The 13671-nt window shown below is 73.6% G+C and carries 12 protein-coding genes and 1 pseudogene; all 13 read right to left on the reverse strand.

Annotation, left to right across the window (positions count from 1 at the left end):
* A pseudogene (locus V6U81_RS23975) lies at nucleotides 1–247 on the reverse strand (hypothetical protein); the annotation flags it as partial.
* Nucleotides 247–1098, reverse strand: coding sequence for a TatD family hydrolase (locus V6U81_RS23980; RefSeq protein WP_334492337.1), 852 nt, complete (start codon nucleotides 1096–1098; stop codon nucleotides 247–249). The pseudogene V6U81_RS23975 and the gene V6U81_RS23980, both read right to left, overlap by 1 nt.
* Nucleotides 1099–1698 carry an EboA domain-containing protein gene (locus V6U81_RS23985; RefSeq protein ID WP_334492339.1) on the reverse strand — a complete coding sequence of 200 codons (600 nt, stop codon included), beginning with the start codon at nucleotides 1696–1698 and terminating at the stop codon, nucleotides 1099–1101.
* A 35-nt stretch (nucleotides 1699–1733) separates the two neighbouring features.
* Nucleotides 1734–2603, reverse strand: coding sequence for a sugar phosphate isomerase/epimerase family protein (locus V6U81_RS23990; protein WP_334492340.1), 870 nt, complete (start codon nucleotides 2601–2603; stop codon nucleotides 1734–1736).
* On the reverse strand, nucleotides 2600–3448 hold the full coding sequence (locus V6U81_RS23995; RefSeq protein ID WP_334492342.1) for an SCO3242 family prenyltransferase: 849 nt from the start codon (nucleotides 3446–3448) through the stop codon (nucleotides 2600–2602). Before V6U81_RS23995 ends, V6U81_RS23990 begins: the two co-directional genes overlap by 4 nt.
* Nucleotides 3445–4593, reverse strand: a complete 1149-nt coding sequence (locus tag V6U81_RS24000) for an inositol-3-phosphate synthase (protein ID WP_334492344.1) — start codon at nucleotides 4591–4593, stop codon at nucleotides 3445–3447. The genes V6U81_RS23995 and V6U81_RS24000 overlap by 4 nt, the downstream gene beginning before the upstream one ends.
* A gap of 417 nt (nucleotides 4594–5010) precedes the next feature.
* On the reverse strand, nucleotides 5011–6219 hold the full coding sequence (locus tag V6U81_RS24005; RefSeq protein ID WP_334492346.1) for a Gfo/Idh/MocA family protein: 1209 nt from the start codon (nucleotides 6217–6219) through the stop codon (nucleotides 5011–5013).
* Nucleotides 6220–6239: 20 nt separating this feature from the next.
* The gene (locus tag V6U81_RS24010) at nucleotides 6240–7289 is read right to left on the reverse strand and encodes a substrate-binding domain-containing protein (RefSeq protein ID WP_334492348.1); all 1050 of its coding nucleotides are present in this window, start codon (nucleotides 7287–7289) and stop codon (nucleotides 6240–6242) included.
* 128 nt (nucleotides 7290–7417) lie between these two features.
* Complete coding sequence (locus V6U81_RS24015; protein ID WP_334492349.1) at nucleotides 7418–8536, reverse strand: ABC transporter permease; 1119 nt, start codon at nucleotides 8534–8536, stop codon at nucleotides 7418–7420.
* A 31-nt stretch (nucleotides 8537–8567) separates the two neighbouring features.
* Nucleotides 8568–10079: a sugar ABC transporter ATP-binding protein gene (locus tag V6U81_RS24020; protein WP_334492384.1), complete on the reverse strand. Its 1512-nt coding sequence runs from the start codon at nucleotides 10077–10079 to the stop codon at nucleotides 8568–8570.
* 146 nt (nucleotides 10080–10225) lie between these two features.
* Complete coding sequence (locus tag V6U81_RS24025) at nucleotides 10226–11404, reverse strand: ROK family transcriptional regulator (protein ID WP_334492350.1); 1179 nt, start codon at nucleotides 11402–11404, stop codon at nucleotides 10226–10228.
* A gap of 268 nt (nucleotides 11405–11672) precedes the next feature.
* Nucleotides 11673–12788 carry a YihY/virulence factor BrkB family protein gene (locus tag V6U81_RS24030; protein ID WP_334492352.1) on the reverse strand — a complete coding sequence of 372 codons (1116 nt, stop codon included), beginning with the start codon at nucleotides 12786–12788 and terminating at the stop codon, nucleotides 11673–11675.
* Between the two features lie 65 nt (nucleotides 12789–12853).
* The gene (locus V6U81_RS24035; protein ID WP_334492354.1) at nucleotides 12854–13663 is read right to left on the reverse strand and encodes an ABC transporter permease; all 810 of its coding nucleotides are present in this window, start codon (nucleotides 13661–13663) and stop codon (nucleotides 12854–12856) included.
* Nucleotides 13664–13671: the final 8 nt, after the last annotated feature.

Raw genomic sequence — 13671 nt, forward strand, 5'->3', positions numbered from 1 at the left:
GGCAGGACAACCGACAAGGAGGTCGATGATGTCCACCGTCACGAAGTTCAGGGTCGGCGGCGAGCGCGGCGGCGGCCGGCGCGGCCAGCCACAGCCCGAGCCCGAGCCGGCCCACGCCCAACGCCTCCCGGACCGGTACGGCGTGGGTGTCCAGTTGGGCGAGGACGCCGGTGAGGTCTTCGGCGGGGTGCACGTTGGTGCAGTATCCGAGGTGGACGGTGCTGCCGTCGGCGTGGGTGAGGCGCATCAGCTGCCGCCGCGCAGGATCGAGTTGCCCTCGAACGTGCCGACCTGCGGGTCCAGGTCGGTCGGGTCGAGCTTGCCGGACTGGCCGTAGAACTCCACCGGGTTGCGCCAGAGCACCCGGTCGACGTCGTCGTCGGTGAAGCCGGCCAGCAGCATCGCCTCCCCGGTGGCCCGGGTGAGCAGCGGGTCGGACCGCCCCCAGTCGGCGGCGGAGTTGACCAGCATCCGTTCGGTCCCGTACGCCTTGAGCAGCTCCACCATCCGCGGCGGCGACATCTTGGTGTCCGGGTAGATGGAGAAGCCCAGCCAGCAGCCGGTGTCGCGGACCAGCTTCACGGTGACCTCGTTGAGGTGGTCGAGCACCACCCGCCCGGGCTCGATGCCTGACTCGGCGACCACGGCGAGGCTGCGCTCGACGCCGCGCGCCTTGTCCCGGTGCGGGGTGTGCACCAGCGCCGGCAGGTCGTGCGCGACGGCCAGGGCGAGCTGGGCGGCGAAGGCCGCGTCCTCCTCGGGGGTCATCGAGTCGTAGCCGATCTCGCCGACCGCCACCACCGCGTCCTTGTCGAGGTAGCGGGGCAGCAGGTCGAGCACCGGGCGGCAGCGCGGATCGTTGGCCTCCTTCGGGTTCAGCGCCACCGTGGCGTGGTGCCGGACGCCGAACTGCCCGGCCCGGAACGGCTCCCAGCCGATCAGCGAGTCGAAGTAGTCGGCGAAGGAGGCGGCGCTGGTGCGTGGCTGGCCGAGCCAGAACGCGGGTTCGACGACCGCGCGGACACCGGCGGCGGCCATCCGCTCGTAGTCGTCGGTGGTCCGCGACGTCATGTGGATGTGCGGGTCGAAGATGCGCATTCACGCCTCCCTGACGGTGAGCCGGTCGAGCAGGTCGGTGGCGTCGGCGGGCAGTTGCCGGCCGGCGGCGTGCCGTTCCGCGGCGAGCGCGGCGAGCATCGCCGCCAGCTCGCCGTCGGCGCGGGTGTCCAGGTCGGCCACGGCGACCAGCGGAACGCCGACGAAGACGCACTTGAGCACCGCCTGCCGCCATGCGGCGTCGTCCAGGTGCCGGGCGTACGGGCCGAGCGCCGCGGCGACGAGCCGGGTGTCGTTGGTGCGGATCGCGTCGTGCAGCAGCGGCAAACCGGCCGCGCCGATCGGCAGCAGCGGCAGCGCCTTGAGCACCGCCCGCCGTTCGGCGGCGTCACCGTGCCGGTAGAGCGCCTCGGCGTGGGTCGCGTGGTCGGCGGGGAGCGCGGCGAGCAGCAGCGCCCGGGCCGCCTCGTCGGCGGTCCAGCCCGGCGCGCCGGGCAGCGCGCCCCGGCCGCAGCGCCGGCCGGCGGCCGGGAAGCACAGGGCGATCGTCGAGGGCTCGACCGCGACCCGGCGCAGCGCCGTGTCCAGCCAGTCGGGATCGGGTACGCCCTCCAGCGCGGCCCGCAGTCGATCCGGTGTCATCCGTCTCTCCTCCCCTGGTGCTGGTCGGCTGATGGTCAGGCCACCCCGGTCGTCCGGTCGGTGCGGGCGGACTGCGCGGCGGCGCGCAGGAAGTCCAGCGACCGGGCGGCGACGGTGGGCGCCGCGTGCGAGTGCCGGGGCAGCTCCACCGCGACCAGTCCCCGGTATCCGGCGTCCGCGAGGGCGCGCAGTACCGGCGGGAAGTCGATCTCGCCGGTGCCGAACTCCAGGTGCTCGTGCACGCCCCGGCGCATGTCGTCGATCTGCACGTTGACCAGGTGCGCGGCCACCTCGTGGACGCAGTCCGGCACCGGCCGGGGCTCCAGGCAGCGGCAGTGTCCGATGTCGAGGGTGATGCCGAAGCGGGCCGGCTCACCGAGGGCGCGGCGCAGCCGCCACCAGCCGGCGATGTCCTCGACCAGCATCCCCGGCTCCGGCTCGAAGCCGAGCGGCACGCCGGCCCGGTCAGCGGCGTCGGCCACCGTCGCGCAGCCGGCGACCAGCCGGTCCCAGGCGGTCGTGGGCGCGACGCCGTCGGGGCGTACGCCGGCCCAGTAGCTGACCGCCTCCGCGCCGAGGTCCGCGCCGATCCGGACGGCCCGGGTCAGGAAGTCGATCCGCCGGGACGGGTCGTCGTGCAGCAGCGTGGGCACGTGCTTGTGCCAGGGGTCGAGCAGGTAGCGGGCGCCGGTCTCGACCACCACGGCGAGCCCGAGGGAGTCGAGCCGGCGGGCGACCTCGGCCACCCTTCGGGCCAGCCCGGGCGCGTACGGGTCGAGGTGGTCGTGGTCGAGGGTGAGCGCGACGCCCCGGTAGCCCAGCCCGGCGATGACGGCGAGGGCGTCGTCCAGCCGGTGGTTGGCGAAGCCGTTGGTGCCGTAGCCGAAGCGGAGCGGGGCGGTCATGTCGGCGAGACCTTCCGGGCCAGCCGGCGACCCAGCGGCGCGGCGGCGGCGACGGCCAGGCCGAGCAGCCCGGCGCCGGCCCGCGCGGTGAGCGCGCCCTGCAACGCGGGCAGGCCGGTGATCCCCGCCCCGACGGCCGCCCGGACCCGGCCGGCGGAGGGGTCGGCGACCACCCGGGCCTGCGCGCCGCCGTACCGGGCGACGTACGCGCCGGCGAGCGCGACCGGCAGCACGGCGGCCGGGCGGGACGCGGCGGCGGCGAGCGCGACCAGGGCGGTGCCGGCGAGGGTACGCCGGGGCAGCGCGGCATCGGCCCCGGTGACCTCGCGGCGGGAGAGCGCGGTGACCGTCCAGGTGTGCGCGGCGACGGTGAGCGCGGCGGGCACCGCCCGGGCCGGCCGGCCGCCGCTGGCGCCGAGCAGCACGTCCAGCCCCCGGCAGGCGGCCATCACGGCCGGCCCGGCGGCGGTGTTCTTCGCGACCAGGTCGTACCCCCAGATGGTGGCGGCGAGCGGCAGCGCGACGGCGGTGGCGCGGCGACCGCCCGCGGCGGCGGCCAGGCCCAGGCCGGCGGCGGTGAGCCCGGCGGCGAGGCCGACCGCGGCGGCCGGGGTGACCCGACCACTGGGGATCGGCCGCTCCGGCCGTTCGACCGCGTCGAGCCGGCGGTCGGCCCAGTCGTTGGCGGCCATCCCGGCCCAGTAGAGCAGCACCGAGGCGCCGGCCAGGCCGGCGGTACGCGGGCCGAGCGCCCGGGCCGCGGCGGCCCCGGCGACCACGTCCCCCGGTACGGAGAGCGCGGCCGGCGCCCGGACCAGCTCGGCCAGGTCGGCGAGAGTGCTCACGGCGCCACCCCCGCGTGCAGCCGGGTGGTGAAGTCGACCAGCCGCTGCCACTGCTCGCCGAGCGAGTGGGTGGGCGCGCCGAGCGGGTCCTTGAAGAAGAACGCCAGGTCGGTCAGGGGACCCACCGCGCCGGCGGCGTGTGCGGCGGCGGTGAGCCGGGCCAGGTCCAGCACGAGCGGCGCGGCCAGCGCGGAGTCGCAGCCGTGCCAGGTGAACTCCATCCGCATCCCGGTGCCGAGGAAGCCGGCGAAGGTGATCAGATCCCAGGCGGTCTTGAAGTCGCCCAGTTCCTCGACGTACTCGATCCGGGTGCCGCCCTGCGGCAGGTAGCCGAGCGTCTCGCCGAGCACCCGCTGCTTGCTGCTCACCTTCGCCGCGTTGGCGGCCGGGTCGGCGAGGGTGGCGCCGTCGCCGCCGCCGAGCAGGTTCACCCCGGACCAGGAGCGCACGGCCAGGTGCCGCATCGCGAACATCGGGGCGAGCACCGACTTGACCAGGGTCTCCCCGGTCTTGCCGTCGTGCCCGGCGTACGGCAGGCCGCGCGCGAGGGCGAGCGCCGCCAGCGCGGGCAGCCGCAGCCCGGTGGACGGGGTGAAGTCGACGTACGGGCAGCCCGCCTCGAGCGCCGCGTACGCGTAGAGCGAGCTGGGCGGCAGCACCTCGTCCGGGCCGGCGAGCGCGGCGGCCAGGGCCGCCGGGTCGGCGTGCCCGGGGTGCGGGCGGGCGGCCGGTTCGGTGGCGGAGACGTTGACCACCACCACCCGGTCCAGCCGGTGCCGGGCCCGAAAGGCGGTGAGGTCGGCGCTGACGGTGGCGGCCCGGTCGGCCTGGCTGCCGCCGGTGGGGGCGGGACGCAGGTCCTCCTCGACGGCGGCGAGGTCGGCGGCGAGCGCGACGGCCAGCCGGGCGGGCAGCACCCCCGCGTCGGCCAGCGTCTCGGCCCGCTTGGTGAGCGGGGTGGCGGCCACGTCGTGGCCGCCGAGGACGAGGTCGGCGAAGGCCGGCAGCGCGGGACCGCGCAGCGCGGGCAGCTCGGTGACGCAGCCGGTCGGACCGGTCAGCCCGGCCCGCAGGGCGAGCGCTCCGACGATGCCGGTGGTCGCGACCGAGCCGCGCGCTCCCACCAGCCAGACACCCGTACGCATGGTGCTCCTTCCGATGGGGTTGGCCCCGTCCGCCCCGGTGCCCGGGTTGACGCCGGACCCGGCGCCGGCGTCGGCGGCGCCGACGCCGGACCGACCTGCCGACCACAGTGGACGGACGGGGCTGGCAGGCAGGGTCGGTCGGCGTCTCGGCCCTGCCTCCCCCGCATCCGACCGGCGGCGACGGCCCCCGATCGGCGGTTCGGTCGGTGACCGGTCACCCACCCCGGCCACCTCGGCTGGTCACGGTCCTCCGGCGCGACCGGGGAATCCCGGTCCGGCCGCACCGGACGACCGTCGTACGCGTGCGCCACCGGGTCGTGACGGCCCGGCCGCACGCCCTCCCGACACCGACCCCGTCCCGGCCGCGGGGCGCAACCGCGGCCGGTCCCTCGCCGGTCGACGGCGGGAGGTGGCCTGTCAGACGGCGAGCGCGGCCAGGGCCGGCTCCACCTCGGTCCACCGGGAGCCCAGCTCCGCCGACCGGGTCACCGCGTCCAGCACCAGCTGGACCTGCAACGCGTCGGCGAAGGACGGCGTCGGGTCGGCACCGGTGGCGACCGCCTCGACGAAGTCGCGCATCTGGTGGGTGAAGGAGTGCTCGTAGCCGATGATGTGGCCCGGCGGCCACCACGCCGACATGTACGGGTGCTCCGCCTCGGTCACCAGGATCCGGGTGAAGCCCTGCTCGGCGGCGGGCCGGGTGGCGTCGTAGAACTCCAGTTCGTTGAGGCGTTCCAGGTCGAAGACCACGGTGCCGAGCGAACCGTTGATCTCCACCCGCAGGGCGTTCTTGCGGCCGGTGGCGAACCGGCTCGCCTCGTACGTGGCCAGCGGCCCGTCCTCCAGCCGGGCGACGAAGACGGCGGCGTCGTCCACGGTGACCGGGCCGGTCCCCGTGCCGTTGCCGTCGGCCTGGGCGGCGAGGCCGCTCGCACCGGCCGGCAACGGCCGTTCCTTCACGAAGGTCTCGGTGACCGCACTGACCCCGGTGATCCGCTGGCCGGTGACGTACTGGGTCAGGTCGATGATGTGCGCCCCGATGTCGCCGAGCGCCCCGGACCCCGCCTTGTCCCTCTGCAACCGCCAGACCAGCGGGAACTGCGGATCCACGATCCAGTCCTGCAGGTACGCCGCCCGGACGTGCCGGATCACCCCGAGCCGCCCCTCGGCGACGAGCTGCCGCATCAGGGCGACCGCGGGCACCCGGCGGTAGTTGAACCCGCACATCGACCGGACCCCGGCGGCCCGGGCGGTGGCCGCGGCGGCGGTCATCGCCCGCGCCTCGGAAACCGTGTTGGCCAGCGGCTTCTCGCAGAGCACGTGCTTGCCGGCGGCCAGCGCGGCGAGCGCGATCTCGGCGTGGCTGTCCCCCGGCGTGCAGATGTCGACCACGTCGATCTCGTCGGAGGCGACCAGGGCCCGCCAGTCGGTGGTGTACGCGTCCCAGCCGAGCCGGTCGGCCGCGTCGGCCACCTTCTGCGCGTCCCGGCCGCAGATCATCGCCATCCGGGCCCGCGCCGGCAGGTCGTACACCCGGTTCACGGTCCGCCATGCCTGCGAATGCGCGGCGCCCATGAACGCGTAGCCGACCATGCCGACCCGCAGTTCGCTGTGGTGAGTGGACAAGGTGGGTCTCCCCCCGTGTGTCAGAACCCGAGCTTGAGGTAGTTGCTCGCGTTCTCCTTGGTGATCGTCTCCGAGGCGAGCACGATCTCCTTGGGCACCTGGAGTTCCACCAGGTCGGACATGCCCTTGCCCTGGCCGATCAGGCGGGCCAGGGAGATGGCCGAGGAGGCCATCGACGGGCTGTAGGTGACGGTTGCCTTGAGCACCGTGTTGTCGGCCTGGATGTCCTCCATCGCCTTCTTTGAGCCGGCCCCGCCGACCATGAAGAACTCCTTGCGGTTGGCCTGGTTCACCGCGGCGAGGACACCGATGCCCTGGTCGTCATCGTGGTTCCAGAGCGCGTCGAGCTTCGGCAGCGCCTGGAACAGTCCGGTCGCGGCCTGCTGGCCGGAGTCGGCGGTGAACTCCGCCGGCCGCCGGTTGGCCACCCGCATCCCGTTCGCCGCGAGGGTGTCGGCGAAGCCCTTGGAGCGTTCCTGGGTCAGCTCCAGCGAGTCGATGCCGGGGATCTCCCCGATCACCGGGTTGCTGACGCCCTTGGCCTTGAGCTGCGCCACGATGTAGGTGGCCGCGGCCACCCCCATGCCGTAGTTGTCGCCCTTGATCTGCAACCGGTAGGCCCGCGCGTCGGGGAAGGCCCGGTCCAGGTTGACCACCGGGATGCCGGCCTTCATCGCCTCCAGGCCGAAGGCGTTGAGCTCCTTGCCGTCGTGCGGCAGCAGCACGATCACGTCGGGCTTCTGCGCGATCAGGGTGGACAGCGCCGCCCGCTGGGCCGCCGCGTCCGCGCCGGCCTCGACCGACTTGAACTCCACGTCGGAGTACGCCTGGGCCTGCGCCTTGGCGTTGTTGGTGATGGCGGCGATCCAGCCGTGGTCGGCGGCCGGGGCGGAGAAGCCGAGGACGACCTTCTTGCCCGGCTCGTTGTTGCCGCCGGCCGCCGCGGCCTTGGTCTGCGCGGCGGTCGGCTCGGTCTCGTTGCTGGTGCAGCCGGTGAGGAGCACACCGGCGCCGACGGCGGCCCCGCCGAGGAGCAGCCGGCGGCGGGACAGGTCACGGAACTGGGTCATGACGACCTCCTGAAGTGACGGTGGTGGGGTGGAAAAGGGTGCGCGGTACCCGGCCACCGTTTCAGGGGTGGCCGCCGAGGAGCGGTAATCGGAGGGAGGGCGGCGTCCACCCGGGACGCCGCGCGCGGTCAGGAGGTGGTGGCCCGGTTGCGGCCGAGGAACTGGGTGAGGCTGCGCAACTGCACCTGCTGGACCAGGACGGCGCCGACGATGATGCCGCCCTTGACCATGTTCTGGGCCTCGGTGGAGAGGCCGTTGATGGCGAAGAGGTTGGTGATGGTGGAGAAGATCAGCACCCCGAGCAGGGAGCCGACGATGGTGCCCCGGCCGCCGCTGAGCAACGTCCCGCCGATGATCGCCGCGGCGATCGCGTCCAGCTCGTAGAGGTTGGCCATGGCCGCCTGGGCGGAGTTGGCCTGCGCGGTCAGCATGATCGCGGCGATCCCGCAGCAGAGCCCGGAGAGCGCGTAGAGCAGCAGGGTGTGCCGGCGGACGTCGATGCCGGCGAGCCGGGCCGCCTCCGGGTTGCCGCCGACGGCGACCGTACGCCGGCCGAAGGTGGTCCGGTTGAGCAGCACCCAGCCGGCGGCCACCACGGCGGCCAGGATGTAGACCAGCAGCGGGATGCCGAGCAGCTCGGTGCTGGCGATGCCGTTGATGAAGGTGTTGTCCGAGACCTGCGTCTGCTTGTCGGAGATCTCGGCGGCCAGACCGCGGGCGGCCACCATCATGGCCAGCGTCGCGATGAACGGCACCAGCCGCCCGTACGAGACGAGCAGGCCGTTGACCAGCCCGACCGCCACGCCCACGGTGAGCGCGGTGAAGATCATGCCGCCCGCGCCGTAGCTCTGGGTGGCGACCGTGGTGCACCAGACCCCGGCCAGCGCGACGATCGCGCCGACCGACAGGTCGATGCCGCCGCCGATGATCACGAAGGTCATCCCGACGGTGACCACACCCACCACCGAGGCCAGCTTGAGGATGGTCAGGGTGTTGTTCCACACCCAGTCCGGGTTGGAGTAGAGGTCCCACCGGGTCGCGGCGCCGATCACGACCAGCACCACCAGCACCCCGATCAGGCCGAGGTTGCGTTTCGCGCCCTCGCCACCGTCGCCGTGCCACCAGGAGAGCCGCCGCGGGGCGCTCTTCGCGGTGGCCGCCGCCGTCTCCGCCGGGTCGACCGGTGGGGACTGCGCCGGCAGGCCCGGCGGCCGGTCCGGTGTCGCGGTCCCGGTCGCCTCGCTCATGACTCCACCTCACTGGGCTCGCTGCGCTGGTTCATGCCGGCGCGCCTTCCATCAGGGACCCCGCCATGACGAGGTCGAGCACGGTGTTCTCGTCCAGTTCGCCGGCCGGCGCCTCGCGCACCATCCGGCCCTCGCGCATGACCAGCACCCGGTCGGCCAGGCCGAGCACCTCGGGCACCTCGCTGGAGACCAGCAGCACCCCGACACCCTGCGCGGCCAGCTCCCGGATCACCCGGTAGAGCTCCGCCCTGGCCCCCACGTCGACGCCCCGGGTCGGCTCGTCGAGCAGCAGCAGCCGGGTGTCGCCGAGCAGCCAGCGCCCGACCACCACCTTCTGCTGGTTCCCGCCGGAGAGGGTGCGGACCGGCCGGCGCACGTCGCTCGGCCGCAGCTGGAGGCGCTCGGCGATCCGCTCCGCCGCCACCCGCTCCCGCCCGGCGTCGGTGAACCCGAGGCGGGCGTACCGGCTGAAGGTGGCCAGCGTGACGTTGCGGTGGATGGGCTCGCCGAGCAGCAGCGCCTGGCTCTTGCGCTCCTCGGGGGCCATGCCCATGCCGGCCCGTACCGCCGCGCCGACACTGCCGGGTCGCAGCGCCCGGCCGGCCATCCGGACGGTGCCGCTGTCCGGGTGACGGGCGCCGAAGATGGTCTCCAGCAGCTCGGAGCGACCGGAGCCGACCAGCCCGGCGATACCGACGATCTCACCGGCCCGGACGTCGAGCGACACGTCGGCGAACTCGCCGCTGCGGCTCAGCCCCTCGACCCGGAGCAGCTCGTCGCCGCCGGCGGTGTCGTCCGGGCGGTCCGGGAAGACGTACTCCATGGCCCGGCCGGTCATCTTCGCGACCAGGTCCCGGGTCGGGGTGTCGCGGGCCGGCAGGTTCGCCGCGGTGGTCCGGCCGTCCTTGAGTACGGTCACCCGGTCGCCGATCTCGCGGATCTCCTCCATCCGGTGCGAGATGTAGATGACCGCGATGCCCTGTGCGGTGAGCTCCCGGATGATCCGGAAGAGGTTGCCCACCTCGTCGTGGGCCAGCACCGCGCTGGGTTCGTCCATGATGATCAGTCGGGCCTCGTGGGAGAGCGCCCGGGCCATGCTGACCACCTGCTTGCCGGCCGCGGGCAGGGCCCGGACCATCCGGCCCGGCGGGATCTCCCCGTGGCCGAGCCGGGACAGGATCTCCCGGGTACGGCGGGCCATCAGCCCGCGCCGGACGAAGCCGGCCCGGCGGGGCTCGTGGCCGAGGAAGGCGTTCTCCGCGACGGAGAGGTCCTCGACCAGGTCGAGTTCCTGGTAGATGGTGGCGATGCCGGCGCGCATCGCGGCCTGCGGGTTGGCGAACGCGGCCGGCTCGCCCCGCCACTCCACCCGGCCGGAGTCCGGCCGGTGCACCCCGGCGAGCACCTTGATCAGGGTGGACTTGCCGGCGCCGTTCTGCCCGAGCAGGCAGTGCACCTCGCCGGCCCGCACCTCCAACTGCACCCCGTCGAGCGCCCGTACACCGGGGAAGGTCTTGACCACGTCGGTGAGGCGCAGGACCACCTCGCCGGCGACGGCGTCGGCGGGCGGCGTGACCAGCGGCCGGCCGGCGACGAACCCGTCGGTCCCGGCGTCCGGGCCGGACTCGGTCGGCGGCCGGCCGGCGGGCTCGGTCGTCGCGGCGCCCGGGTCGGCGGGCGTCGGCGCGGTCATGACGCCTCCCCGAAGGCGATGTCGCTGGCCAGCACCGCGGCCCCGGCCACGCCGGCCCGGGGGCCCAGCTCGGAGAGGACGACCGGCAGGTTGCCGGTGGCCAGCGGCAGCGAGCGGCGGTAGACCACGCTGCGGATCTCGGCGAGCAGGATGTGGCCCAGGTGGGCCAGGCCGCCACCGATCACGATCATCGACGGGTTGGTGAAGCTGACCAGCCCGGCCAGCACCTGCCCGACCCGCCGGCCCCCGTCGCGGATCAGCTGGATGCAGGTGACGTCCCCCTCGACCGCCCCCTCCGCGACGTCGCGGGCGGTGAGCACGCCGCGGGCGGCGAGCCGCTCGGCCAGCGCCGGGGCGGTGCCGGCGCGGGCGGCGGCGGTCGCCTCGCGGGCCAGTGCGGCGCCGCTGAACACCGCCTCCAGGCAGCCGGCGTTGCCGCAGGAACACATCGGACCGTGCGCGTCGACCTGGATGTGGCCGATGTCCCCGGCGCAGCCGTCGGTGCCCCGGTAGACCTCGCCGCTGAGGTAGATCCCGCACCCTATTCCGGTGCCGATCTTGATGAAGAGGAAGTCGTCGACCGAGTGGGCCACTCCGCCGTGCCGCTCCCCGATGGCCATGATGTTCACGTCGTTGTCGACCACCGCCGGGCAGCCGTGTTCCCGGGTCAGCAGCTCGCGCACCGGGAACCGGTCCCAGCCGGGCATGATCGGTGGCGAGACCGGCACGCCGTCGCGGAAGCTCACCGGCCCGGGCACCCCGATGCCCACCGCGTCCAGCTTCTCGTACGCCCCGTCGACCTTGGCCTTGTGCAGCAGGTCGTTGACCCGGTGCAGGATGGCCTTGGGCCCGGAGCGGATGTCGGCGGCCTCCGCGTACGCGGCGATCGGCTCCAACCGGCCGTTGACCACCTCGACGTCGATCGAGCTGGCGCCCAGGTCGACGGCGGCGAAGCGGAGCCGGGGGTCCAGCTCGACCAGGGTGGAGCGGCGCCCGCCCCGGGAGGCCGCGAGCCCCGCCTCGGCGACCATGCCGAGGGCGACCAGCCGGTCGAGCTCGGCCAGGAGTCGCGGGCGCGGCATCTGCAACCGGTCGCCCAGCTCCGCCCGGGACGCGGGGCCCTCATCGCGCAGCAGCCGCAGCAGCCGCAGGTGCAGGGGGTCTGCCGTCCGCACGGGACTCACCTCCGCATCGGGGTTCACATCGCCGTGACGTCGATGTGTTGTGTCCGACACAGTAGGAGACTTCCGCGCCGCGTGTCCATAGCTTCGGTCGATCTGTCACCAACTTTTGTCCGATCAAACAAAAGCAAGTAGTTGATCAAGGAAAGCTGGCTGGTCGCGCGACCCCTGGCCGCTCCTGGATGGACGGCGCGGCCCGGACACGACTCCGCCCCGCCGCGCGGTACGCGACGGGGCGGACGAGGCGAACAGGGCCGGGCGGTCAGCGACCGCGGGCGTTGCGCTTCTTCTTGAGCTTGCGGTCGTCGCGCAGCTCCACGTACGGCTCCTCATCCGGGTTGTGGCCGGCCGAGATGGCCCGGCTGCGCTCCAGCTCCGCGTCGAACTCGGCGCCCAGCAGGATCGCGACGTTGCTCAGCCAGAGCCAGACCAGGAAGATGATCACGCCGGCCAGCGCGCCGTACGTCTTGTTGTACGACCCGAAGTTGCTGACGTAGAAGGCGAACAGGCCGGAGATCACCAACCAGATCACCACCGCCAGCACGCCACCCGGGCTGACCCAGCGAAAACCGCCGTGCCGGGCGTTGGGCGAGGCCCAGTAGAGGATCGCGAACATCAGGCTGACCAGGAGCAGCAGCACCGGCCACTTGGCGATGTTCCAGACCGTCACCGCGGTCGAGCCCAACCCGATCGCGCTGCCCACCTGCTCGGCGAAGCCGCCGGTGAAGACCACGATCACCGCGCAGGCCAGCAGCATCACGCCGATCACCGCGGTGACCCCGAGCCGGATCGGCAGGGTCTTCCAGATCGGCCGCCCCTCGGGGACGTCGTAGATGGTGTTCGAGGCGCGCATGAACGCGGCGATGTAGCCGGACGCCGACCAGAAGGCGGCGAGCACACCGACGATCGCGGCGAGGCTGGCCAATCCGCCGGACTGCCTGGCCTGATCGATCGCGCCCTCGATGATCTTCTGGATGTTGTCGTCCGGGACCGCCTGGCCGACGGTGTCCTTGACGCCCTCGGTCGCCCGCTTGCCGAGCAGGCCGAGGATGGAGATCAGCACCAGCAGACCGGGGAAGATCGACAGGACGCCGTAGTAGGTCAGCGCGGCGGCCCAGTCGGTCAGGCTGTCGTCCTGGAACTCCTTGACGGTCCGCTTCAGCGCCGCCTGCCAACTGGTGCCGGGGAGCTTGGCCGGGCTGTCCGGCCCCTCGCCCGGGCCGACCGGCCGGCTACCGGCGCCCGCGTCGTGCCGACCGCCGAACCGGTCCCGGTCGGAGCGGGTGGCGGACGCGTCCCGATCGTGCCGGGCACCGGTCGCCGTGCCGGCGCCGTCGCGGTTCCGCCCCGTGCCCGCGGATGTCTCGTCGGAGGCCATCGCTACTCCTCATGGTTCGGATGTGTCCCCCTCGTCATGCCCCGACCGAGCCAACCCTTAACCCGCTACTGGTAGAGCAGCCGGTTCATCCGGCGGGACGCGGCGGCGAGCCCGAGCGCGGTGAGCACCAGCAGGTAGGCCACGTCGAGCAGCCACCACCAGCCGGCCCCGCCCACGCAGATGCCGCGCAGCAGGTGCACCGAGCGGTAGAGCGGGCTCACCTCCACCACCCAGTGCAGCAGCGCCGGATAGGACTCGGCGGGGACGAAGGTGCCGGAGAAGAGGAAGAGGGCGAACTGCCCGGAGGCCATCAGGTCGAAGTCCTGCCAGCTGCGCATCAGGGTGGACAGCGCCATGCCGACCGCGCCGAAGGTGAACCCGACCAGCACGGCCGCCGGGAACGCGAGGAACGCCCGCCCCACGGTGGTGAGACCCATCGCCACCATCACCACCAGGAAGGCCGCCGAGTACGCCGAGCCGCGCACCATCGCCCAGCCCAGCTCGCCCAGCGCGATCTCGATCGGCCGCACCGGCGTGGCGATGATGCCGTCGTAGAGCTTGAGGTACTTCAGCTTGCCGAAGAAGTTGAAGGTGGTCTCGGCCAGCGCGCCGAACATCGCCGAGGAGGCCAGCATGGCCGGCGCGACGAACGCCGCGTACGCCACCGGCCGGCCGTCGGGCAGGGTGAACCCGTCGATCAGCTTGCCCACCCCGACGCCGATCGAGAAGAGGTAGAGCACCGGCTCGACGAAGCCGGAGAGCAGCAGCAGCCAGTAGACCGGCTTGAGCGCCGCCACGTTGCGCCCGACCACCGAGGCGGAGCGGCGGGAGGTGCCCGAGACGTCGAGCAGCCGGGACAGGACCAGAGTGACCACGAGCCCCT

It is taken from the genome of Micromonospora lacuserhaii, from assembly GCF_036902735.1.
Taxonomy (GTDB): domain Bacteria; phylum Actinomycetota; class Actinomycetes; order Mycobacteriales; family Micromonosporaceae; genus Micromonospora.

Coding starts and splice junctions, on each gene's coding strand:
- V6U81_RS23980 (WP_334492337.1), bottom strand. CDS start 1,098: ATGCGCATCTTCGACCCGCACATCCACATGACGTCGCGGACCACCGAC.
- V6U81_RS23985 (WP_334492339.1), bottom strand. CDS start 1,698: ATGACACCGGATCGACTGCGGGCCGCGCTGGAGGGCGTACCCGATCCC.
- V6U81_RS23990 (WP_334492340.1), bottom strand. CDS start 2,603: ATGACCGCCCCGCTCCGCTTCGGCTACGGCACCAACGGCTTCGCCAAC.
- V6U81_RS24000 (WP_334492344.1), bottom strand. CDS start 4,593: ATGCGTACGGGTGTCTGGCTGGTGGGAGCGCGCGGCTCGGTCGCGACC.
- V6U81_RS24010 (WP_334492348.1), bottom strand. CDS start 7,289: ATGACCCAGTTCCGTGACCTGTCCCGCCGCCGGCTGCTCCTCGGCGGG.
- V6U81_RS24015 (WP_334492349.1), bottom strand. CDS start 8,536: ATGAGCGAGGCGACCGGGACCGCGACACCGGACCGGCCGCCGGGCCTG.
- V6U81_RS24030 (WP_334492352.1), bottom strand. CDS start 12,788: ATGGCCTCCGACGAGACATCCGCGGGCACGGGGCGGAACCGCGACGGC.